At 52.2% G+C, this 22,566-nt stretch carries 22 protein-coding genes; 16 read left to right on the plus strand and 6 right to left on the minus strand.

Annotated features, from left to right (window positions below):
- Nucleotides 1–155: 155 nt before the first annotated feature.
- Entirely contained in the window at nucleotides 156–401 is a 246-nt protein-coding gene (locus ACYZYZ_RS00320; protein WP_461482855.1) for a hypothetical protein, read from the plus strand.
- 66 nt (nucleotides 402–467) lie between these two features.
- Here the strand turns inward: ACYZYZ_RS00320 and lexA are convergent, their stop codons facing one another.
- Nucleotides 468–1,082, minus strand: coding sequence for a transcriptional repressor LexA (gene lexA / locus ACYZYZ_RS00325; protein WP_461482856.1), 615 nt, complete (start codon nucleotides 1,080–1,082; stop codon nucleotides 468–470).
- Nucleotides 1,083–1,293: 211 nt separating this feature from the next.
- Here lexA and ACYZYZ_RS00330 point away from each other — a divergent pair, with 211 nt between their 5' ends.
- Entirely contained in the window at nucleotides 1,294–1,950 is a 657-nt protein-coding gene (locus tag ACYZYZ_RS00330; protein ID WP_461482857.1) for an LOG family protein, read from the plus strand.
- Between the two features lie 29 nt (nucleotides 1,951–1,979).
- Here the strand turns inward: ACYZYZ_RS00330 and ACYZYZ_RS00335 are convergent, their stop codons facing one another.
- Nucleotides 1,980–2,297 (minus strand): DUF6763 family protein, encoded by a 318-nt coding sequence (locus ACYZYZ_RS00335; protein ID WP_305170872.1) that lies wholly within the window; start codon nucleotides 2,295–2,297, stop codon nucleotides 1,980–1,982.
- Between the two features lie 329 nt (nucleotides 2,298–2,626).
- Here ACYZYZ_RS00335 and nagZ point away from each other — a divergent pair, with 329 nt between their 5' ends.
- From nagZ to ACYZYZ_RS00355, 4 genes are read left to right on the plus strand one after another with little or no spacing between them, the layout of a single operon-like run.
- Nucleotides 2,627–3,646 carry a beta-N-acetylhexosaminidase gene (gene nagZ / locus ACYZYZ_RS00340; protein WP_461482858.1) on the plus strand — a complete coding sequence of 340 codons (1,020 nt, stop codon included), beginning with the start codon at nucleotides 2,627–2,629 and terminating at the stop codon, nucleotides 3,644–3,646.
- 24 nt (nucleotides 3,647–3,670) lie between these two features.
- Nucleotides 3,671–4,780, plus strand: a complete 1,110-nt coding sequence (locus ACYZYZ_RS00345; RefSeq protein WP_461482859.1) for a mechanosensitive ion channel family protein — start codon at nucleotides 3,671–3,673, stop codon at nucleotides 4,778–4,780.
- 30 nt (nucleotides 4,781–4,810) lie between these two features.
- Complete coding sequence (locus ACYZYZ_RS00350; protein ID WP_461482860.1) at nucleotides 4,811–5,551, plus strand: S-methyl-5'-thioinosine phosphorylase; 741 nt, start codon at nucleotides 4,811–4,813, stop codon at nucleotides 5,549–5,551.
- Nucleotides 5,548–5,838, plus strand: coding sequence for a DUF4124 domain-containing protein (locus tag ACYZYZ_RS00355; protein ID WP_461482861.1), 291 nt, complete (start codon nucleotides 5,548–5,550; stop codon nucleotides 5,836–5,838). Before ACYZYZ_RS00350 ends, ACYZYZ_RS00355 begins: the two co-directional genes overlap by 4 nt.
- Before the next feature lie 5 nt (nucleotides 5,839–5,843).
- On the opposite strand, the gene ACYZYZ_RS00360 is transcribed toward ACYZYZ_RS00355, so the two are convergent.
- On the minus strand, nucleotides 5,844–6,791 hold the full coding sequence (locus tag ACYZYZ_RS00360; protein ID WP_461482862.1) for a CsiV family protein: 948 nt from the start codon (nucleotides 6,789–6,791) through the stop codon (nucleotides 5,844–5,846).
- Complete coding sequence (mfd, locus tag ACYZYZ_RS00365; RefSeq protein ID WP_461482863.1) at nucleotides 6,788–10,243, minus strand: transcription-repair coupling factor; 3,456 nt, start codon at nucleotides 10,241–10,243, stop codon at nucleotides 6,788–6,790. Before mfd ends, ACYZYZ_RS00360 begins: the two co-directional genes overlap by 4 nt.
- Nucleotides 10,244–10,331: 88 nt before the next feature.
- Here mfd and ACYZYZ_RS00370 point away from each other — a divergent pair, with 88 nt between their 5' ends.
- The 10 genes from ACYZYZ_RS00370 (at nucleotide 10,332) to nqrM (ending at nucleotide 20,070) form a co-directional block, all read left to right on the plus strand.
- A complete protein-coding gene (locus tag ACYZYZ_RS00370) occupies nucleotides 10,332–11,009 on the plus strand; it encodes a hypothetical protein (RefSeq protein ID WP_461482864.1) in 678 nt (225 codons plus the stop codon).
- A 177-nt stretch (nucleotides 11,010–11,186) separates the two neighbouring features.
- Complete coding sequence (locus tag ACYZYZ_RS00375) at nucleotides 11,187–12,647, plus strand: glyceraldehyde-3-phosphate dehydrogenase (RefSeq protein WP_461482865.1); 1,461 nt, start codon at nucleotides 11,187–11,189, stop codon at nucleotides 12,645–12,647.
- A gap of 287 nt (nucleotides 12,648–12,934) precedes the next feature.
- Nucleotides 12,935–14,281 carry a Na(+)-translocating NADH-quinone reductase subunit A gene (locus ACYZYZ_RS00380; protein WP_461482866.1) on the plus strand — a complete coding sequence of 449 codons (1,347 nt, stop codon included), beginning with the start codon at nucleotides 12,935–12,937 and terminating at the stop codon, nucleotides 14,279–14,281.
- Between the two features lie 2 nt (nucleotides 14,282–14,283).
- Nucleotides 14,284–15,486, plus strand: a complete 1,203-nt coding sequence (locus tag ACYZYZ_RS00385) for an NADH:ubiquinone reductase (Na(+)-transporting) subunit B (RefSeq protein WP_461482867.1) — start codon at nucleotides 14,284–14,286, stop codon at nucleotides 15,484–15,486.
- On the plus strand, nucleotides 15,479–16,252 hold the full coding sequence (locus tag ACYZYZ_RS00390) for a Na(+)-translocating NADH-quinone reductase subunit C (RefSeq protein WP_461482868.1): 774 nt from the start codon (nucleotides 15,479–15,481) through the stop codon (nucleotides 16,250–16,252). Before ACYZYZ_RS00385 ends, ACYZYZ_RS00390 begins: the two co-directional genes overlap by 8 nt.
- Nucleotides 16,253–16,254: 2 nt before the next feature.
- Nucleotides 16,255–16,920, plus strand: a complete 666-nt coding sequence (locus tag ACYZYZ_RS00395) for an NADH:ubiquinone reductase (Na(+)-transporting) subunit D (RefSeq protein ID WP_305170860.1) — start codon at nucleotides 16,255–16,257, stop codon at nucleotides 16,918–16,920.
- Complete coding sequence (nqrE, locus tag ACYZYZ_RS00400) at nucleotides 16,920–17,537, plus strand: NADH:ubiquinone reductase (Na(+)-transporting) subunit E (protein ID WP_305170859.1); 618 nt, start codon at nucleotides 16,920–16,922, stop codon at nucleotides 17,535–17,537. The genes ACYZYZ_RS00395 and nqrE overlap by 1 nt, the downstream gene beginning before the upstream one ends.
- Nucleotides 17,538–17,558: 21 nt before the next feature.
- A complete protein-coding gene (gene nqrF, locus ACYZYZ_RS00405) occupies nucleotides 17,559–18,782 on the plus strand; it encodes an NADH:ubiquinone reductase (Na(+)-transporting) subunit F (protein ID WP_461482869.1) in 1,224 nt (407 codons plus the stop codon).
- A 53-nt stretch (nucleotides 18,783–18,835) separates the two neighbouring features.
- Nucleotides 18,836–19,831: an FAD:protein FMN transferase gene (locus ACYZYZ_RS00410; RefSeq protein WP_461482870.1), complete on the plus strand. Its 996-nt coding sequence runs from the start codon at nucleotides 18,836–18,838 to the stop codon at nucleotides 19,829–19,831.
- A 2-nt stretch (nucleotides 19,832–19,833) separates the two neighbouring features.
- Nucleotides 19,834–20,070 carry a (Na+)-NQR maturation NqrM gene (gene nqrM, locus ACYZYZ_RS00415; RefSeq protein ID WP_305170856.1) on the plus strand — a complete coding sequence of 79 codons (237 nt, stop codon included), beginning with the start codon at nucleotides 19,834–19,836 and terminating at the stop codon, nucleotides 20,068–20,070.
- A gap of 7 nt (nucleotides 20,071–20,077) precedes the next feature.
- Here the strand turns inward: nqrM and ACYZYZ_RS00420 are convergent, their stop codons facing one another.
- A complete protein-coding gene (locus ACYZYZ_RS00420; RefSeq protein ID WP_461482871.1) occupies nucleotides 20,078–21,625 on the minus strand; it encodes a LysM peptidoglycan-binding domain-containing protein in 1,548 nt (515 codons plus the stop codon).
- 142 nt (nucleotides 21,626–21,767) lie between these two features.
- A complete protein-coding gene (gene gloB / locus ACYZYZ_RS00425; RefSeq protein ID WP_461482872.1) occupies nucleotides 21,768–22,535 on the minus strand; it encodes a hydroxyacylglutathione hydrolase in 768 nt (255 codons plus the stop codon).
- Between the last annotated feature and the right edge of the window lie 31 nt (nucleotides 22,536–22,566).

Consider the following 22,566-nt stretch of genomic DNA (forward strand, 5'->3'; position numbering starts at 1 on the left):
ATCCGATTGGCGCAATGCCTTCCTCGAAGTGGTAGAACGTCACCGCCAGCACATGCTCGAGTGCTAAGTTAATTTTTCCGGACGATGGTTAATAACCGGGTTCGGCTCTGTTACAATCTCGCTTTACTACATTCCCACCACTACTGGTAGACCTCATGTCTCTTTCTCTGTTTGAAATCGTTATCCTGCCCGATGGGGATATTGCCCTGCAGCGGACTGATGATGATTCCCCCCTGATCCGGATCAGCTTTTCTGATGATGCGGAAGTATTTCTGGAGAGCGCCAAGGTGGATGTGGCCAAGGTCATGATCGATGCCGGCATCGAAGTATTTGAAGAGCTCGGAGCAGAAAACATGAAGCTTGAATCGCCCCGTATCGATAAGGACCGCGTGCTCCACTGATCTTGAGCGGGCCACTAACTCCGTTTATAACCCCGCTCAGGTATGGGTTTTCGTCATTTGCAGTGATCAGGTCTGGGTGCGAATAACACCAACCCCCAAGCCCTCAATGGCAAAACTTTTCTCTCTCAGGTCCACGTGGATCGGTTCCAGGTCTTCGTTCTCCGGTTCCAGAATTATCTCGTAGCGCTTGCGGCTCTTTTTAAAGCGTTTGACCGTGACCTCTTCGTCGATTCTGGCGACAACAATCTGCCCATTGTCAGCGGTTTCGCATTTGTGTACGGCCAGAATGTCGCCATCCATAATACCGATGTTTTTCATGCTCATTCCCTGCACCCGGAGCAGATAATCCGCCTGGGGGTAGAAGAGGTTGGCTGCCACATCCAGGTAAGCTTCAATATTTTCAATCGCCAGCACCGGCTCACCTGCAGCGACACGACCCACCAGCGGTAGACCGGGTGGTGTTTCTTCAACGAGACGAATGCCCCGGGAGGCTCCGGAGGTCATTTCAATCACACCTTTGCGAGCCAAGGCCCGCAGGTGTTCCTCGGCGGCATTGGGGGATTTGAATCCAAGCTCAGAGGCAATCTCGGCACGGGTAGGGGGATAACCGCTCTCTTCGATGTGCTGCTTAACCAGGTCCAGAATCTGTTGCTGGCGTGCGGTCAAAGACGGGTTGCTCATGGCTGTCACCTCGGCTGCTGAATAAGAGGCAGGCTTGCTGCCAACAATATATAAAGTACTGTAAATTAATATAGCCTGTATTAAAACACAGTATTTGGCCGGGTGGCACCCTGTTATTTGTCGGACGACACTATACTTAGCAGAGGCTTTGGTAAACACAGGACTTGGTATAGTCACGTGTCTGGCCCAGCAAGTATTGATAGGAGCATTTATGGACGAAAATAAAATCCCTGAAGCCTGGCGAGTATTGAGAATCCAGGCGGAACTGGTGGACGGCATTGAGGCGCTGGCCAAGTTGGGCAGTGCGGTGACTATTTTTGGTGGTGCCCGTTTTAAGCCGGGCAGCCATTACTATGAAGAGGCGCAGCGCCTTGGCGGTTTGCTGGGTAAAGAGGGGATTCCCGTCATTACCGGCGGTGGCCCGGGAATTATGGAAGGAGCCAACCGGGGTTGTCACGCCAGTGCCAGTACCTCCGTGGGATTAAATATATCGCTGCCAACGGAACAGGACCCCAATTCCTACCTGGATTTGTCCCTCAAGTTTCGCTATTTCTTCGTGCGCAAGTTCATGTTTGTTAAACATGCGGTTGGGTTTGTCATCTTTCCGGGGGGCTATGGAACACTTGATGAACTGTTTGAAGCGTTAACGCTGGTACAAACCAGCAAGGTAAGACCATTTCCAATTATTCTAGTGGGCAGTGATTACTGGGGAGGTCTGGTAGATTGGATTCAAAACACCATGTTGGTAAATGGTTGTATTGCTGAGCGGGAGCTGCATTTGTTTACGGTGGTAGATGATGCTGAATCAGCGGCAAAAATTATCCTGCAGCATGCGCGCATGCTACAGGCTCAGGAAATTGCCGAATAACTGTTGGGAGAAAAGGTGATCAGCTCTGCTCAATAGTCATCCAGGCCGTAGATCGTATCTGAGTCAATATCCATCAAGGGATCATTCCAGTTCTCTGGCACGTACACATCGTCAGATGAGAGACTGTCTTCATTACTCAGTTCATAGGATACCCGCCAGTCTTCCGGCGGTTCTGCCGCTAACAGTAACAATTGTTGCCAGGTATCGAGATCAATCTCACTGACCTCTCCGCCGACATATTGCACCTCGATAGATCCGGCGTGTTCATCAACGGCTACGACTTCGAAAATTTCATCTTCAGCGGCATCCTGATACCAGGCACCAATGACAGGAACTTGTGAAGCCATGATTCACCCCCTTCCTTTTTTCTAGGACTGATCAAAGTATCACCAACGAACTTGCTCTGCACTATGCTGGCAAGCTGTTTTGGATAAGCGGACATTGACGGGATGCAGATTTCAAACAGGATAAATATGAGACCACTTTTAAAAAAGTGATGTAACTTCAGTGATGAAAAGCATTTAATTCTTATCCCGAAAATGGTTCTGTAATCTGTTAAGTTTCATCTGTCATAACGGGTTGTTTTCAAAATGAAAAATTTGTCTAATCTGTTACCCCGGTTTCTGGCCGGTAATGGCTTGCTTTTTCCCTGTCACCCGTTGTTTGAGGTTTTACTATGATTCCTGGCCCGTTGATGCTCGATCTGGAAGGTTTGGTGCTGACCCCGGATGAGGAGCACCTTCTGCGGCACCCGGGGGTTGGTGGCGTTATTTTCTTCTCACGTAATTTCTCCAGTCGAAAGCAAATGATGGAATTGGTGGCGCAGATACGTGACATCCGCCCCGAATTGTTGCTGTGCGTTGATCAGGAAGGTGGTCGCGTACAGCGCTTTCGTGAAGGTTTTACGCGGATACCACCCATGCAGATATTGGGTGACCTTCTCCCCGGAGGTGATGCTCTACAGTTGCTGCGGGATACCGGATGGCTGATGGCTTCCGAGTTGCTGGCATCGGGCATTGATTTCAGTTTTGCCCCGGTACTGGACGTGGACCGAGAGGGTTGTGAGGTCATCGCTGACCGCTCCTTTTCTGATGATCCCATTTGTCTCGTTCAGGCTGCCGGAGCCTTTATTGCCGGTATGCATGAGGCGGGTATGGCTGCCACTGGCAAACATTTTCCGGGGCATGGCGGGGTCAGGGCTGACAGCCATCTGGAAACTCCCTACGACCAGCGTTCCCTTCAGGCCCTGCGAGATAGGGATTTGAGGCCCTTTGTCGAACTGAGCAATACGCTGGATGCTGTGATGCCGGCACATATCGTATTTCCCAATATAGATGACAATGCCGTCGGATTTTCCCGGTTCTGGTTGCAGACTGTCCTGCGGGATGAATTGCAATTTGAGGGCGTTATTTTCAGTGATGACCTGTCCATGAAAGGGGCGGACATTGCCGGGAGCTATGCGCAGAAGGCTGACAGTGCCCTGCAGGCTGGCTGTGATATGGTACTGGTTTGTAACAGTCGGCCCGGCGCGCTGGAAGTGCTGGATTTCCTGGAAAGTGCAGACGTTAACCCATCCCCCAGGTTGCCAGACATGCTCGGGCGCCAACAACCGGACTGGACAACGCTGGTCGCTTCCCCGCGCTGGCAGTCAACCGTGGCCAAACTGGAAGAGCTGGTCGCTGCCAAGGCTAAATAATCGGAGTCAATGGAGTCAATAACGATGCAGATATTCGAGGACTGGTTGGTACGTTTTATCAGTGATGACTACCTGTGGATGGTAAAGATATTCCTGATTGTGCTTATTGCCCTGATGCTTGGTTATCTGGCGAACAAATTTATCAATTTTCTGGAAATCCATGCCGCACGTTCTACCAATGTTTGGGACGACGCTCTGATCGAAGCCTGTCGCCGGCCTGCTGTCTGGGCGATCTGGATACTCGGTGTCAACATGGCTGCAGCTGTGGCGGCAAGGGCGGCAGAGTCAGAATGGTATAGCCTGGTGGCACCGGTGAATCGGGTGGCGATTATTTTCCTGGCTGCATTGTTCCTGGTGAACCTGGTCAGGCGTGTGGAGCGTAACCTGGTACACCCGGAATACATGCAGGAGCCGATGGATGAAACCACGGTCAAGGCCATTGGCAAGCTGGTGCGTGCCTCGGTGATCATCACTGCAATCCTGATCGCCATGCAGGCTTTTGGTTACAGTATTTCCGGTGTGTTGGCATTCGGCGGTATCGGTGGTCTGGCGGTGGGTTTTGCCGCCAAGGATTTGCTGGCAAATTTTTTCGGGGGATTGATGATCTATCTGGATCGACCGTTCAAGGTCGGTGACTGGGTGCGTTCTCCCGATAAGGAAATTGAAGGCACCGTGGAGGATATTGGCTGGCGTTTGACCCGCATCCGGACCTTTGACAAGCGACCGCTGTATATCCCCAATGCCGTGTTTAACAATATTTCTGTTGAAAACCCTTCGAGGATGCTCAACCGCCGCATCTACGAGACCATTGGCATTCGCTACGACGATATCGGCAAGATGTCGGCGATCGTCGAAGACGTCAAAGCGATGCTACGCAGTCACCCGGAGATTGATCAAGAGCAGACAATGATCGTGAATTTCGTGTCTTTCGGTGCCTCCTCTATCAACTTTTTTATCTATACCTTCACCAAGACCACACAGTGGGTACTGTTCCATGAAATCAAGCAGGATGTGCTGTTGAAAATCAGTGACATCATTGCCGACCACGGGGCAGAAATCGCATTCCCCACCTCCACGATTCATGTGCCCGATGACATTAAACTGTTGGGTGCCCAGTTGGAGAATGCCAGATAACCCGCTGCATCCAGGGAGTGATATGACTTCATGAAAATTGGCATTATCGGAGGCAGCGGCTTATATGCCTTGGATGAGCTGGAGGTCACCCAACGTCAGGCTGTGGATACCCCCTGGGGCAAGCCTTCAGATCAGCTGGTATGCGGCAGTCTGAATGGCTGCGAGGTCACTTTTATTGCCCGCCATGGTGAAGCTCACCATATTCCGCCACACAGGGTGAATTACCGGGCCAACCTGGCGGCCTTGCAGGCCATGGGTGTTGACGCGGTGCTTGCCGTTAACGTGGTGGGTGGCATTAACGGTGAAATGTGTCCAGGTGATTTGGTGATTCCCGATCAGGTCATCGACTATACCTGGAACAGGGAGCACACCTATTCAGATGGTGCGGGGTCGGCCTTGCAGCATGTTGATTTTACCGAGCCCTATGACAAGCCCCTGCGTGAAACGCTGTTAAAGGCTGCCATTGCCAGTGGGTTGCCTGTCCATGGCGAAGGCGTCCACGGGGTCACCCAGGGACCTCGACTGGAAACCGCGGCGGAAATCAGGCGTATGGCGAATGATGGCTGTGACATCGTTGGCATGACGGGTATGCCGGAAGCTGCTCTGGCCCGTGAGCTGGGTCTTCCTTATGCGTGTTTGGCACTGGTGGTCAATATGGCGGCGGGTCTAGCCGCTGAACCGATTTCCATGGAGAAAATAGAGTCGATGATGGCCTTGCGTATGCCTGTTGTACGCCGTTTGCTGGCCTCGGCTTGCAGTGATTTGTCATGAGTGTCAGACCACTGACCTTGATACGAATCGCTATGATGTTACTGCTTTTGCTGGCTATCACTCCAGCAGGCGCCCAGGTGTTCAAATGTGTCGACAGCAGGGGCAAAACCACCTTCAGTGATCGCCCCTGTGAGAGCAGCAGTGCTGAGAAAGTGATTGAACAGCGATCCCGTGGGGAGTCGTCATCAGCCAACAAGTCGGCGGACAAGCGTTCAGGGTTGGGGCATTTTGTGGACAGAGCTGAGCAGATGTCGAAGAGGCCGGGTACCCGCAACGACGGAAAATAAATACCTTAGGGTGTGTTTTCCTCGGAATTCTCGTAACGGTTCACAAGCACCAGTACACCCAGATTAGGGTGGTCCAGATAGGTCAGCTCCCCAAGTTGAAGGCGCGTAGACTGGTTCAGCGTGACAAGCTCATTGATCGAAAATTTTGGCGTTTCAAATGTCCAGGCGGGAGTGTCAGCCTGATTGATGGACTCCGGGAAGTCTGTGCCCGATTGCGGTGCTTCGACAGTTTCCCGCCACGGCTGGCCAGGCAGGGCAGGCCAGGTAGGTGAAACTGCGTTATCGACAGTGCTCTGTTGATCATCGGTCACCAGATCAGGTTGTTCGATGGCGGCCTCTGTAACCGGCATTGCGGGCTGCGGCTGACCAAAGCGGGTGTGCCAGAGGTTGGCCTGAACATGCAAGTAGCGATTTAGCAAGATGCGCAGGCTGCCCTCCAGTTCGTGATGCTCGCCGTATTGCTCACCGCCGGCCAGCAGCACCCAGGGGCTATTGTCGATATCCAGTCCGGGTTGACGCCATGCCCAGTGCAACAGCACCCGATACCCCGGAGCCCTGCCCAAGGTGTAATTTTCAGGACCGAGTTCATAGTCTTTTTTATCGAGCAGCACAAAAGATTTTGCTTTGTCAGTTGATGACTCTGCTTTTGTTATTCCTTTAGGGCCAGAAGCGTCGAGACTGTCTGAAGAGATGTTGTCTGGAAGTTCTGTTGTAACCTCGGAGGATTCCAGCAGGGGTGCAGGAGGTATACTTAGCTCGGAACCTTCCAGTGTCAGCCAGTTTTGCGGGTAGCTCAGTTCGACGTCAGTGCGGTGTTTTTCGTCGCCGTAGAGATCCTGTTGTGTAAATACCAGAATTTCCACCTGATACCAGGGCAGTGTCTCTTCGGCCAGCGAAAGCGTTGGTAATAATAGAAACAGCAGGGCAAAAGTCTGGCGGAATGAGGGTTTCATTGACGTCCTGTTTCCTTTGGAGTGAGTCTTTCCAATAGTGCCTGTATCTGAACCAGTCTCTGCTCGGTTGTGCTGGTTGGTATGGCAAATTTCAGTGTGGCGGCGCCTTGCAAAGAGAAAATTTTGGGTTCTTTCTGCACCATTTGCACAATGGTTAGCGGTTCGACCACCGTATCACTGCCAAACTCGACTCGTCCACCGCTTGGCCCGGATTCTACCTTACAGATACCCAGTTGGCGCGCTTCAAGTTTCAGGGCTGTGACTCTGAACAGGTTTTTCAGGTGGTCGGGCAACAGGCCAAAACGATCAATCATTTCCACCTGTAGCTCTTTGAGCTCCTCATCGGATTGTGCGTTGGCAATGCGTTTGTACATGATCAATCGCATGTGTACATCGGGGAGGAAATCTTCGGGAATCAATGCCGGAATATTGAGATTGATTTCAATGTCTTCACTGAGGGGAATATCGAGTTCAATAGATTTTCCCTTGCGAATAGCATCTACCGCTCGGTCAAGCAATTCCATGTAGAGGGTAAAACCGATGGACTGGATATGGCCACTCTGATCTTCTCCCAGCAATTCGCCGGCACCGCGAATTTCCAGGTCGTGGGTTGCCAGCGTGAAGCCCGAGCCGAGATGATCGGCGGCACTGATAGCTTCTAGCCGTTTGACGGCATCGTCGGTCATGGCCTTGGGTTCCGGCGTTAGCAGGTAGGCATAGGCCTGGTGGTGTGAGCGGCCCACCCGGCCACGCAGTTGATGCAGTTGCGCGAGACCCAACTTGTCGGCGCGATCGATCAGAATAGTGTTGGCGCTGGGAATGTCGATACCGGTTTCAATAATCGTGGTGCACACGAGGACATTGAAGCGCTGGTGATAGAAGTCGGACATCACCTTTTCCAGTTCCCGCTCGCGCATCTGCCCATGGGCAATTTCCAGACGTGCTTCCGGGATCAGCTCCTGTAGTTCCTGGGCCGTTTTGGCGATGCTCTTGACCTCGTTGTGCAGAAAGTAGACCTGTCCGCCACGCAGAATTTCCCGTAGCACTGCCTCGCGAATGACCCTCGGATCACTCTGCCGTATAAAAGACTTTACCGACAATCTACGCGCCGGAGGTGTGGCGATAATCGAGAGATCGCGTACGCCGGACATGGATAAATTGAGTGTCCGGGGAATCGGGGTGGCGGTCAGGGTAAGAATATCCACTTCTGCGCGCAGCGCTTTAATCTTTTCTTTCTGTCGAACCCCGAAGCGATGTTCTTCATCAATAATAAGCAGGCCAAGGTTCTGATAATTGACCTTCGCATGTAGCAGTTTGTGTGTGCCGATGAGGATATCCACCTTGCCCACGGTTGCGCGTTCGAGCACTTGCTGCTGTTCTTTTTCCGTCCGGAAACGGGAAAGCTCTTCAATGGTTACAGGCCAGTTGGCGAAGCGGTCACGGAAGTTTTCCAGGTGCTGGTGAGCCAGCAGTGTGGTGGGCACCAGCATCACGACCTGTTTGCCGCTGGCGACTGCAATAAAGGCGGCACGCATCGCCACCTCGGTTTTGCCGAACCCCACATCGCCGCAAACCAGACGGTCCATAGGTTGTTCCGCCAGCATATCTTTCTTGACGGCTTCGATGGTTTCCAGTTGGTCCGGGGTTTCCTCAAAGGGAAAGTCAGCACAGAAAGCCCGGTATTCCGCTTCCGGGTCCCGGCAGGCAAAGCCCTTGCGCGCAGCCCGGGTTGCGTAGATGTCCAGCAGCTCTGTGGCGGTGTCGCGTATCTGTTTTAGCGCCTTATTTTTGGCTTTTTGCCATTGTTCACTACCGAGCCTGTGCAGTGGGGCGAGTTCTTCTTCTGAGCCGCTGTAACGGCTGATCATGTGCAGTGACGATACCGGGACGTAGAGTTTGGCGTCATCCGCGTATTGCAGGGTCAGAAATTCCTGGGTCTCCCCGGCGGCATCAATGGTCTGCAGACCCAGGTATCGACCAACACCATGATCCATATGGACTACCGGTGCGCCGACACGCAGTTCCGTAAGGTTTTTAATAACCTGGTCCGCGTCTTCCCGTTGTTTGCTGCGGCGCCGACGCTGCATTACCTGCTGGCCGAATAATTCTGTTTCCGAAATGACGGCCAGGGGAGGGGTCTCTAGACTGAAGCCCCGGATGAGTGGAAAGGTTGTGATGCTGAGGGTGTCGCAGCCTGCGACAAAACTTTGCCAGTCACTGAGATTCGTGGGCTTTATTTTGGCTTGGTGCAACAGCTCCAGCAGACTTTCGCGACGCCCCGCGGATTCGGCGCAGATCAGAACACGCTGTTCGGTGTTTTCCAAAAAGGTTGAGAACTTCTGGAGTGGGGCATCAGCTTTGGCGTCCACACTGACATCGGGCAATGCACATAAGCCCAACGACAGACTGGGCTTGCCCTCTGTGGTTTGGTCTCGCAGTGCAGTGCGCGGGTAGGTTTTCAGTGACGCGAATAGCTCTTCAACCGGGATAAAGACATCTTTTGGTGGCAGCAGTGGGCGGCAAGGGTCGACGTTGTATTCCTGGTAACGCTGGGTGGCATCCTGCCAGAATTTCTCTGCTGCCTGCTCTATGGGACCCGCAGAGAAGAGCTGGCAGTTTTCCGGAAGGTAGGAAAACAGGCTGACGCAATGCTCAAAAAATAGGGGTAGAAAATATTCAACACCTTGGGAAGGAATACCTTCGCTGACATCGCGAAACACCGGGCAGCGGCGCTCATCTACATCAAACCGCGACAGCCAGTTGTCCTGAAATCGTTTGATGGCGACCTTATCCAGCGGTACTTCCCGGGCCGGCAGCAGGCAGATGGTGTCGGACTGTTCCAGGGTACGCTGGGTTTCCGGATCAAATGTACGCAACGTTTCAATTTCGTCATCAAACAGGTCAATACGAAACGGCCGGTTCGCTCCCATGGGGAAAATGTCGATCAGGGCGCCGCGCACCGCAAACTCCCCATGTTCCACCACCGTATCCACGCAGTGGTAGCCCGCGGCTTCCAGTTGTCCGCGTAGTTCGTCCAGATTGACGTGATCCCCGGTAGAGTAGTCAAAGGCGCGCTGGCTGACGAACTCCCTGGGGGGCAGGCGGTGCATCAGTGTGCTGACAGGGACAACCACTACACCGGTGTTGGCCTGTGGCAACCTGAACAGGGTACGTAGCCGCTCCGAAATGATGTCCTGGTGCGGAGAGAACAGATCGTAGGGGAGGGTTTCCCAGTCAGGAAAGTGGAAAACCGGATAGTTGTCGTCCAGGAAAAAACGCAGTTCTATTTCCAGCTCCATCGCCGTTTTTGCTGTGTCGGTAATCACCAGGGTAAGCCCCTGGTGTTGTTGGCTGGCCTCTGCAATGGTGAGGGCGGTGCCAGCTCCGTAGACTCCCTGCCAAAGGCGTCTGTCGCCGGGAGCATTGAGTGGCGGAAGTGACAAAATCGACATGCTGGAAAAGTACTTTGTGGTCGGGGAATTGAGGTGTGGTATTTTAGCGAGACCGTTTGGAGATTGATATGTCTGCTAGGGAATTGTTGTGACGCTCACGCGCAAACTCATACTGTGCTGGATATGCCTGCTGCTGGTGGCCTGTGGAAGTTCTCCTTTCCAGGTGAAGAACCTGGCCAAGACGGATATCGACATGGTGTCCGACGCCCATTACCGGGAAGTGGAATCCTTGTTGAGACAGTTGACGGTAAAGCTCTATAAGCGCAACCCGAGAGAGCTTCACAAAGGCAGTGACCCTACGATTGAGCAGCGTGTCTCTCAGATTTTTGATGTCCCTGGCAGATTGCAGTTTGCCGAGCTGCCGGTGACGGGGACCCAGGCCATTGAGCTATCCGTTGATCCTGCCTATAAGGGTGATCGTGTGTTTGCGCTTGTCGTCGGTTTAACCGATATGATTCGAGAATCCTACGATTATCAATATGATTTCTACCTTTTCTCGGAACTTTACCATCAAAAGCTTTACCACAGCGCTCGCAATATCGAGATTGCCTTGTGGCGGATTGCACGTGGTGTTGATGCCGATAATAACCCTCTGATTGTCATGAACAGCTGGCGCGGGGAGCGGCGCAACCTGAGCTACGAAAGGCTGTTCGGCAAGCTGATCGCCTTGCAGGATATGATTGCCACAATCACGGCACAGAAAAATCAGCGGGTGATCAAGGCTGTGGCGCAGAATGTGGCAACCATGGCGTTTATTCCTCTCTAGGATGGTGCCAGTCGGCATCGAAAATTGGGCTTTGCTGACCCAAATCAATCATAGATGAACTGAAGTACCAGATATTCACCAGTCTTAGTTGCTCTGAAAACACTGAATACCGATAATAGCGCCCCTCGACGGACTGTGCTCCGCAAAGCTCCTTGAATCTAGCGAGAGGTTGACCAAGTGACTGAACAAAACCGCCCCGTTCCCGCCGATTTTTTTGCCGACTGGAAAGAGCGCGAAGCGCTGGCAGAAGCCATGATTCCATTGATTGGCAAGCTCTATCGTGAGAACAATGTGTCTCTCTATATGTACGGCCGGAATATGGTGAACCGCTCAGTGATCGAGCTGATGAAGGCACACCGTTTTGTCCGTCAAATCGAGCACAACGAGCTTTCCGAGTTTGAAACCTTTCCTCTGATCAAAGCGCTGGCCGAAATGGATTTGGGGCCTGCCCACATCGATATCGGCAAGCTCACCGTAAAGTACCAGGAATCTGGCAACGGTGAAGATGTGACCGCATTCCTGCAGCGCGAGGTGGGTGACGATATTGGCTGTATGCGCAAGCCGCTGCCGCAGCCCCAGGATATTGTGCTGTATGGTTTCGGTCGTATCGGTCGACTGCTTGCTCGCCTGTTGCTGGAAAAAACCGGCAGTGGTGACCTGCTTCGTTTGCGCGCCATCGTAGTGCGCAAGGGCAAAAGTGCAGACGATCTGGCCAAGCGTGCCAGTCTGCTGCGTAGGGATTCGGTTCATGGTGCATTTGATGGCACCATTCGTGTCCTGGAAGACAAAAATATCCTGGTGTGTAACGGCAACCCCATCCAAGTGATTTATGCCAATTCACCCGAAGAAGTGGATTACACCGAATACGGCATCAGTAATGCCATCGTGGTGGATAACACCGGTGTCTGGCGCGATGAAGATGGTCTGGGTCAACACCTGAAGTGCCCCGGCGCAGGCAAGGTAATTCTGACGGCGCCCGGTAAAGGTGATATTCCCAATATTGTTTACGGCATCAACCAGGGTGAGATCACTCCTGATTCCAAAATCATTTCTGCAGCGTCCTGCACCACCAACGCCATCGTGCCGGTTCTGAAGGCGCTGATGGATGACTATGGCATCGAGCGCGGCCATGTGGAAACCGTTCACTCCTACACAAACGATCAGAACCTGATTGATAACTATCACAAGGGTTCCCGTCGGGGCCGCAGCGCACCGCTGAATATGGTGATCACTGAAACCGGTGCAGCCAAAGCAGTGGCCAAGGCGTTGCCGGAATTGGGTGGCAAGCTCACCGGTAATGCGATTCGGGTGCCGACGCCAAATGTATCTATGGCAATTCTGAATTTGCAGTTGGGCCGTGAGACCACCAAAGAAGAGCTGAATGAATATATGCGCAAGGTGGCACTGTATTCACCTTTGCAGCAACAGATTGACTACACCATTTCCTCGGAAGCAGTGTCCACCGACTTTGTTGGTTCCAGACATGCCTGTATTTTTGATTCCGAGGCGACTATCGTTAGTGGTGACAGCGTCGTACTTTACTGCTGGTACGACAATGAGTTTGGGTACAGCTGTCAGGTAGTTCGCTGCCTGGAAAAACTGGCTGGGCTTTCCTGGGCCATGTACCCGAAATCCTGACAAAAATGAAGCCGCACTTTGTTGCGGCTTTTTTGTGGCCGGGCTGTCACTGGTGCGGAAATGCTGGTCTCAGGGCGAATAGCCCTACCTTTCGCACTGGTAATGGGTGGCGCTGACCTTTATAATCCCAGCGTTTTGTTGGTCAGCATTGTCGGCCAGACGTGGGCTGTTTTTGCTGCAGTCGGGTGACGGTTACCACCGTTGCCTTTTGTCGCAGGCAAGCGATAAAAAATGGGGGCTCTTTGATTAGAGCGAAAAATCATAAACCGCATCAGTAGGCACAACCTATGATCAAGATCCGTCGCGGAATGGACTTACCGATTTCGGGCTCACCCGAGCAAGTCATTCACGATGGGCCCAAAGTGAATTCCGTCGCAGTTGTAGGCTTTGACTATGTGGGCATGAAACCCACTATGGCTGTCAAAGAGGGCGACAGGGTAAAACTGGGCCAGTTACTTTTCACTGACAAGAAAACCGAAGGCGTGTGTTTCACTGCACCCGCGGCCGGTGTCATTTCCGCTATCAATCGCGGTGAGCGACGTGTGTTGCACTCCGTTGTGATTGATATCGATGGTGATGAACAGGAGACTTTCGCCCAGTACGGTGCTGCCGAGCTGGAGCAACTGGAGCGTTCAGCCGTCGTCGACAACCTCGTGAAATCTGGTTTGTGGACTGCGTTGCGTACTCGCCCACACTCCAAGATTCCTTCACCCGCCGCTGATGTCCCCAATTCCATTTTTGTGACCGCTATGGATACTAATCCGTTGGCGGCAGACCCGGCACTGATTATTGCCGAGCGCAGCGATGACTTTGCCAATGGCCTTAAAGTTCTTAAGCGACTTACCGATGGTGCCGTACACCTCTGCCACGCTGAAGGCAGCCAGGTCGCTGGCGGTGAAGTGGCTGGAGTTCAGGTCAATAGTTTTGCAGGGCCACACCCTGCAGGTCTGGCAGGCACCCATATCCATTTTGTCGATCCAGTCAGTGTGAAGAAAACTGTTTGGACCATTGGCTATCAGGACGTGATGGCAATTGGTGCGCTGTTTACCACCGGACAGTTGGATACCCGACGCGTGATTGCGCTCGCAGGTCCCCAAGTAGAGAAACCGCAACTGTTGCGCACACGTCTGGGTGCCAGCCTGAGCGATTTAACAGCGGGTCAACTGAAAGCGGGCGAGAACCGGGTGATTTCGGGTTCTGTGTTGTCTGGTCGCAATGCCGCAGGTGATTTTGCCTACCTGGGCCGTTACCACAGTCAAGTGTCTGTGTTATTGGAAGGCCGTATGCGGGAGTTTTTCCGCTATCTGTCTCTGGGTGGCAATCGTCACTCAGCAATGCCAATTTACCTCTCATCCCTGAATAAAGGTCAGACCTTTGATTTCACTACCAATACCAACGGCAGTGAGCGTGCCATGGTGCCGCTGAGTAACTACGAGAAGGTTATGCCATTGGATATCTTGCCGACACAGCTGCTGCGCTCCTTGATCGTGGGCGATACCGAGACAGCACAAAAGCTGGGCTGTCTGGAATTGGATGAAGAAGATCTCGCGCTTTGCACCTACGTGTGTGTGGGCAAGTACGAATACGGTCCGATTCTTCGCGATAATCTGACCCGTATTGAGAAGGAGGGCTGATAGTGAAAGCGTTGCGTAACTATCTCGACAAGATCGAGCCGCACTTCGAAGAAGGTGGCAAGTGGCATAAATGGTTTGCCCTCTATGAGGCCGCCGATACCATTTTTTATTCGCCGGGTTCGGTGACCAAAAACGGATCACATATTCGCGATGGCATTGACCTGAAGCGGGTTATGATCACCGTCTGGCTGGCGGCTTTCCCCGCCATGTTTTACGGCATGTACAACCTAGGCTTTCAGGCTAACACTATTCTTGCAGCCACCGGCACCACTGACGTCGCTGGCTGGCACGGTGCGCTGATTTCCCTGCTGGCGGGGCATGACCCTAATAGTATCTGGGATTGCATGTGGTACGGTGCGGTCTACTTTATACCGATCTACATGGTGACCTTTGTTGTCGGCGGCTTCTGGGAAGTACTGTTTGCCATGGTGCGCGGACACGAAGTTAACGAAGGGTTTTTTGTTACATCGATTCTCTTTGCTCTGATCTGCCCCCCCGATATGCCCCTGTGGCAGGTGGCACTGGGCATCAGTTTTGGTGTGGTGATTGGCAAAGAAGTATTTGGCGGAACCGGCAAGAACTTCCTCAACCCGGCACTGACCGGCAGGGCCTTCCTGTTCTTTGCTTACCCCGCTGAAATGTCCGGTGATGCGGTCTGGACTGCTGTCGATGGCTATACCGGAGCGACCGCGCTGTCCATGGCTGCACAACAGGGTATGGACGTGTTGCAGCAGCAGATGACCTGGATGGACGCGTTCTTCGGTAATATGCACGGTTCCATTGGTGAGACATCTACCCTGGCGATCTTTATTGGTGGTGCGCTGTTGTTGATAAACCGCATTGCTTCCTGGCGGATTATGGCCGGGGTAATGATCGGCATGATTGCACTGTCATCACTCTTTAATTTGATCGGCTCTGATACCAACCCGATGTTTAATGTGCCCTGGTACTGGCACCTTGTGATGGGTGGCTTTGCTTTTGGCATGGTATTTATGGCAACTGATCCGGTGTCTGCATCCATGACGGATACTGGCAAACTCTGGTTTGGTGGCCTGATTGGTGTCATGGTGGTGTTGATCCGTGTCGTTAACCCGGCGTTTCCGGAGGGTATGATGTTGGCTATCCTGTTCGCCAACCTGTTTGCACCATTGATTGACCACTTTGTGGTTGAAGCGAATATCAAGCGGAGGGTGGCACGTGGCTAGTAACGATTCGACTTCCAAAACTATTATCGTCGCGCTGGCGCTCTGTATCGTCTGTTCGGTTTTTGTTTCGACTGCGGCGGTCATGTTGCGACCTGCACAGCAGTTGAACAAGGACCTTGATCGGAAAACCAACATTCTGGCCGCGGCCGGTATGTTGAAACCCGGTGTCAGTGTGGATGAGCAGTTCGCCAATGTGACAACCCGTGCTGTCGACATGAAAACCGGTAAATTTACCGATGCTGTTGATGTCTCCAGCTATGACCAGCGCAAATCTGCGAAAGTGCCCTCCATGTCAACAGACCTGAGTGAGGACGAAGATATTGCGAAGATAGGTCGTCGCGCCGACTACGCCCTTGTCTACATTGTTGAAGGCGATTCCGGTATTGATAAAGTTATTCTGCCGATCAAGGGCTACGGCCTGTGGTCTACCCTGTATGGCTTTATCGCACTGGAGTCTGATCTCAATAAGGTTGCGGGGCTCGGCTTTTATGAGCACGCCGAAACCCCCGGGCTGGGTGGCGAGGTTGATAACCCCAGTTGGAAAGCGAAGTGGGTTGGTAAAGAAACCTACGGCGAAGACAACAAAGCGGTACTGACGGTTATCAAGGGTGCTGTTGACAACACCCGGCCCGAAGCATCCCATCAGGTTGATGGGCTGTCCGGGGCGACTCTAACCAGTCGTGGTGTCGATAACCTGATTAAATTTTGGATGGGCGATAACGGTTTTGCTCCATTCCTGGCTAACTTGCGCGCAGGGGAGGCCTGATCATGGCGACGAAAACAAAAGATGTTTTATTAAATCCAATTTTCGACAACAACCCGATTGCGTTGCAGATCCTTGGTATTTGTTCTGCGCTGGCGGTTACCTCCAGCCTCCAGGTCTCATTTGTGATGTGCGTTGCTCTGACGCTGGTGACAGCTTTCTCGAGCATGTTTGTGTCGATGATCCGCAATCACATTCCTTCCAGTATCCGCATTATTGTGCAGATGACCATTATTGCATCGCTGGTTATTGTGGTTGATCAGATCCTCAAGGCTGTGGCTTACGATATCAGCAAGCAGCTGTCGGTATTTGTGGGGCTGATCATTACCAACTGTATTGTGATGGGTCGCGCTGAAGCCTATGCCATGAAAAACCCGCCAATCCCCAGCTTCCTGGATGGCATCGGAAACGGCCTGGGATACAGTGTGATCCTGTTGGTACTGGCCTTTATTCGTGAGCTGTTTGGTTCCGGTAAACTGTTCGGTTTTGAGATTCTGCCACTGGCAAGTAACGATGGCTGGTATGTGCCTAATGGCTTGTTGTTGCTGCCACCGAGTGCTTTCTTCCTGATCGGTCTGTTTATCTGGGCACTGCGTTCCTGGAAAAAATCTCAGGTTGAAGCTCCTGAATACAAGATTGCTCCAAATACACCGAAAGGGGAGGTTGCCTGATGGAACATTTACTCGGCTTGTTTGTGCGCTCTGTTTTTATCGAAAACATGGCGCTGGCCTTTTTCCTGGGTATGTGTACATTCCTAGCGATCTCCAAAAAAGTACAGGCGGCTATCGGTTTGGGTATTGCGGTTATTGTGGTGCTGACCATTACGGTTCCTGCTAATAACCTGATCTATACCTATCTACTGTCCGAAGGGGCGTTGACCTGGACTGGTATAGAGGGCATGGAAAATGTTGACCTGAGTTTCCTAGGCCTGCTCAGCTACATCGGTGTGATCGCCGCGATCGTACAGATCATGGAAATGTTCCTAGATAAATATGTTCCGGCTCTCTATAACGCTCTGGGTGTATTCCTGCCGCTGATTACAGTGAACTGTGCCATTATGGGCGCATCCCTCTTTATGGTGGAGCGCGACTACGATCTGGCGGAGAGTACTGTCTTTGGCTTTGGCGCCGGTGTTGGCTGGGCGCTTGCGATCATTGCACTGGCAGGTGTACGCGAGAAATTGAAATACAGCGATGTTCCCGCTGGCCTGCAAGGTCTGGGCATAACCTTTATCACTGTCGGACTGATGTCGTTGGGCTTTATGTCTTTCGGCGGTATCGATCTGTAATCGGCGAGGAGAAGATAGATAATGAATCTGGAAATCATACTCGGCGTCGTGATGTTCACCGTAGTGGTGTTGGCGTTAGTGGCGTTTATTCTTGCCGCCCGTGCTCGCCTTGTGAGCTCAGGTGACGTCACCATTGATATTAATGGTGAGAAAACCATTACAGTACCTGCCGGTGATAAGTTGTTGCAGACACTGTCTTCTGCTGGCCTGTTTCTGCCCTCTGCTTGTGGTGGCGGTGGTAGCTGTGCCCAGTGCAAATGTATTGTGACTGACGGTGGTGGCGCCATGCTGCCCACAGAGGAAGCTCACTTTACGCGCCGTGAAGCCAATGAAGGTTGGCGCCTGTCTTGTCAGACCCCGGTCAAACAGGACATGAAAGTGGAAGTACCTGAAGAAGTCTTCGGTGTGAAGCAGTGGGAGTGCACGGTAGATAGCAACCCGAACGTTGCAACTTTCATCAAGGAGTTGACTCTGCGTCTTCCGGAAGGTGAGAACGTCGACTTCCGCGCTGGTGGTTATGTTCAGTTGGAATGTCCGCCCCATCACGTCAAATACAGCGACTTCGAAATCGAAGAGGAATACCGTGGCGACTGGGAGCGCTTCGGTTTCTTCAATCTCGAATCGATTGTGGATGAGGCGACCATTCGCGCCTACTCCATGGCTAACTACCCGGAAGAAAAAGGTGTGGTGAAATTCAACATTCGTTGTGCTACTCCCCCTCCCGGCTCACAGGGTATTCCTCCCGGCATCATGTCTTCCTGGGTGTTTAACCTGAAGCCCGGTGACAAGGTAAAAGTATATGGTCCGTTTGGTGAGTTTTTCGCCAAGGATACTGATAACGAAATGGTCTTTATCGGTGGTGGTGCCGGTATGGCGCCGATGCGCTCTCATATCTTTGACCAGCTGCGTCGTATCAAAACTGATCGAAAAATTTCTTTCTGGTACGGCGCCCGTTCATTGCGCGAGTGCTTCTACTCGGAAGAGTATGATGAACTGGCGGCAGAAAACGAAAACTTTGATTGGCACCTGGCTTTGTCAGACCCCCAGCCGGAAGACAACTGGGAGGGCCTGACGGGTTTCATCCACCAGGTGCTGTTTGAAAACTACCTTAAAGATCATCCGGCTCCGGAAGACTGTGAATACTACATGTGTGGGCCGCCAATGATGAATGCCGCTGTTATCAAGATGCTGGTCGACCTCGGTGTCGAACGAGATAATATCTTCCTTGATGACTTCGGTGGTTAATGATTACTTCTCTGATAACAAGAAAAACAAAAACGGGGCCAGAGGCCTCGTTTTTGTTTGTTCTGCTTACTTCATTGTTGCTTGTGGCATGCTCCGAGACACCGGAACAATATGTCTTCAGCGGGTTGACGATGGGGACTACCTATCAGGTCAAGGTGGTGCCCGGTGGAGTGCCAGTGCCGGACAACTTCGGGAAGACGATTCAGAGCACCCTTGAGAGTCTCGACAGCACCTTCAGTACTTACCAGACAGACTCCGAGCTGATGTCCTTAAACCGGACTCCAGTCGGTGAAACAATGTCGTTGTCACAACCGATGATGCGTGTATTAGGTATATCTGATCAGGTTTTCCAGTTGACGGGAGGTGCCTTCGACCCTACCGTCGGGCCATTGGTCAATCTGTGGGGATTTGGCCCCGATCCGTCTCAGGACAAGGTGCCGGAGCTGTCAAAAATTAAAACACAACTTGGTCGTATCGGTTTTGGGAAATTGGCAGTCGATCATGGCGCAGCAAGTGCCAGGCGCACCGCAGACATACAGTTGGATTTGTCGGCGGTAGCCAAGGGCTTTGCAGTAGATGTGGTTGCCGAGTTGCTGACCTCCCACGGCCTTGTGAACTACTTGGTTGAAGTGGGTGGAGAACTGCGAACCAACGGTCTTAAAGCGAATGGCCAACCTTGGCGCATCGCCATCGAAAGCCCTACATTGGAACGCCGGGAGGTGCAGCAGGCATTGACCCTCGGCAATGCAGCCATTGCGACTTCAGGGGATTACCGTAATTATTTCGAGCGGGGAGGGAGGCGCTATTCCCATACCATAGACCCCCGCACGGGTTTCCCGATCACACACCAATTGGCTTCAGTGACAGTGATTGCAGAGGACACGGCCTCTGCCGATGCGCTGGCGACTGGACTGATGGTAATGGGTCACACTGAATCACTGGCGTTAGCTGAAAAAAATGACCTTGCCATTTATCTATTGGTCAAAGAAGAGGCTGAGTTCAAGGCCTATTACTCGTCGGCCTTTGCCCCTTATCTGTCAGGAGAATAGTTGTGCTTGAAGTTTTTCTTGCTTTTGTCTTAGTGCTTTTAATCATCTGCGGTATGGCTATTGGCGTGATTATGGGTAAAAAACCTCTGAAAGGATCCTGTGGTGGTGTGGGTGCAGCATTGGGTGAGAAAGATTACGTTTGCGAAATCTGTGGGGATGATCCGGAGAAATGTGTTGAAACCGAGTCTGCTGATGAGGTTAAGGCAAAGACTGAACTGGGCTATGACGCCACCCGCTGACAGTAGCTTATATTCTCAGGACATCGACGAAGAGAGTTAATTGCTGCCCCGGTTTCAGCAGGTGTTTGGTATTCAGATTATTCCATTTCAGGATATCGTTGATGCTGAGGTCAAACTCCTGGGCGATCCGGTAAAACGAATCTCCCCGGCGTACCTTGTAACGGACTTTCTTTTGTTTGGTTGGCAGCGCCTCTCCCTCGGTATAGAGGCTCAAGACCTGATTTAGTCGCAACGGCTCGCGAATATTCAGGTTGTTCCACTTGGCCAGCTCTTTAACGCTGACCTTATTATCTCTGGCAATCTTCCACAGGCTGTCTCCCTGCTTAACCTGGTAGCTTCTTGAGTATCCTGCCAAGGGTGTATCCACGCCGGAACCAGGAATTTTAAGCCGTTGACCAATCCGCAACAGGTCGTTTTTAAGATGGTTCTGTTTGCGCAGTTGGTTCACAGTAACGCGATTTTTTCGGGCAATCTCCGAAAGAGTATCTCCGGACTTTACAATATGTTGTTTGATGGGTGCCCACTGTTCCCTTGGGGTGCTATTCAGGGCCAGCTTGAAGCTCTGGGTATGATCAATGGGTAACAGGATGCGGTGTGGTCCCTCTGGATGCGTGACGAGGCGACTATAGCCGGCATTCAGTTGTTGCAGTTCAGCTTCGTTCAAATTGGCTAATTCCGCCGCTTTCGCTAAATCCAGCTGGTCGGGGATATCCACAATATCGAAATAAGGTGCATTATCAATGTGGGGGAGGGCTATCTGGTGCGCTTCGGGTGTTAAAACCACCCGTGAGACAGCCAGAAGTTGTGGCACGTAGGCGCGTGTTTCCCGGGGCAGTTTAAGAGACCAGAAGTCTGTGGGCTTACCCGCTTTGCGGTTTCGTTTCATCGCGCGTCCAACATTGCCTTCACCACAGTTATAAGCGGCTAGAGCGAGAAGCCAGTCCTGATCAAAATAATTGTAAAGGTACTGGAGGTACTGAATGGCTGCTTCCGTTGCAGCGATGGGATCGCGACGTCCGTCGTACCACCAGTCACGGCGCAGGCCAAACCTGGTACCAGTATCCGGTATAAACTGCCACAGCCCCGACGCATGACTGTTTGAGTAGGCAAATGGGTCGTAGGCGCTTTCCACAACTGGTAGCAGCGCCAGTTCAAGGGGCATCCCCCGGCTTTCCAATTGTTCGACAATGTAATAGAGGTACATTTCGGCGCGGCCCATTACACGGTCGAAATAAGTCTGGTTATTGGAGTACCAGTCAACCTGTGGGGCAATGCCGGGATGCTCGAAATACTCCTGTAACACCATGCCATTGCGGATGCGTTGCCAAATATCCTCTTCTATTTCAATAGAGGCCGGTGTCTCATAGGAGGTAAATATTACCGGTTTTTTTGAAGGCTTTTGCTGGAGGGCTGGTCTGCTGGGGGATTGTGTCAGGACGGTTTGCTGTGGAACGGCGTTTGGCGAGGTGTTTTTGGCTTGCTCGACGGGTTGCTGTGCACAGCCAGCGAGAAGCGACAAAACTACTAGTACGGTCGTTCGGAAATATCGGGGCATGGAGTTTTCTTGTTAGCCAGCACGTTGGCCAAGAATTCTAACGGTGCGATCCCATGCCTGCAATCTTTGGGATCGAGTAGTTGTTGCCGCTGTGAGCAAAGTCTCGGTCAGTCGCCCTTCAGGTTGAAGTAGATCCCTTAACCTAAAAGTTATCTTTCCACTGTCGTATGACGCGAAATACCTCATCTGAGCTCTGAATTGTGTGACCTTCATGGGCTTCTGCTGCCAAGTGGACAGAAGCCTGTTCAGGCCTCAGAAAAGGGTTGGTCGCCACTTCCTCGGCCAGGGTTGATGGCACGGTTGCCATGCCAGCACGGCGCAAAGTCTCAACCTCATTTACTCTTATCGCCAAGGCCTTGTTTTCCGGTTCAACCGCTTGGGCAAAGCGCAGATTTGCCTGGGTGTATTCATGAGCACAGAAAATGCGGGTTGATGGGGGTAGAGCGATTAATTTTTGCAGGGACTGCCACATCTGTTTCGGTGTTCCCTCAAATAATCTGCCGCAACCTCCAGCAAACAGTGTGTCTCCGCAGAAAACAAGGGATTCCTCAGGGGCAAAAAATGCAATGTGGTCCAAGGTGTGCCCGGGAACGGCGATTACCTCAAACAGGGTGCCCTCGATGGTTAGGTGGTCTTGATCAGCTACCGGGTGCGTGATCTCTTCGATGCTGCCCGGGCCGTAGACGGGCACTGGATGATTTTGGAGTAATTCCCTGATGCCGCCGATATGGTCAGGGTGATGATGTGTTACCAGAATCCCATTCAGAGTCAGTCGGTGTTCTTTAAGTGCGGCTTCAACCGGTGCGGCATCGCCCGGATCCACCACACAGGCAAGCTGGCTGTCAGCCTGATGAAACAGCCAAAAATAGTTGTCGCTAAAGGCGGCAATACGCTCAATGATTAATGACATGGATTGATCCGGTAGTTTTCGGGCAACATAT

The organism is Porticoccus sp., from assembly GCA_023261185.1.
GTDB classification, from domain to species: Bacteria; Pseudomonadota; Gammaproteobacteria; order Pseudomonadales; family Porticoccaceae; genus Porticoccus; species Porticoccus litoralis.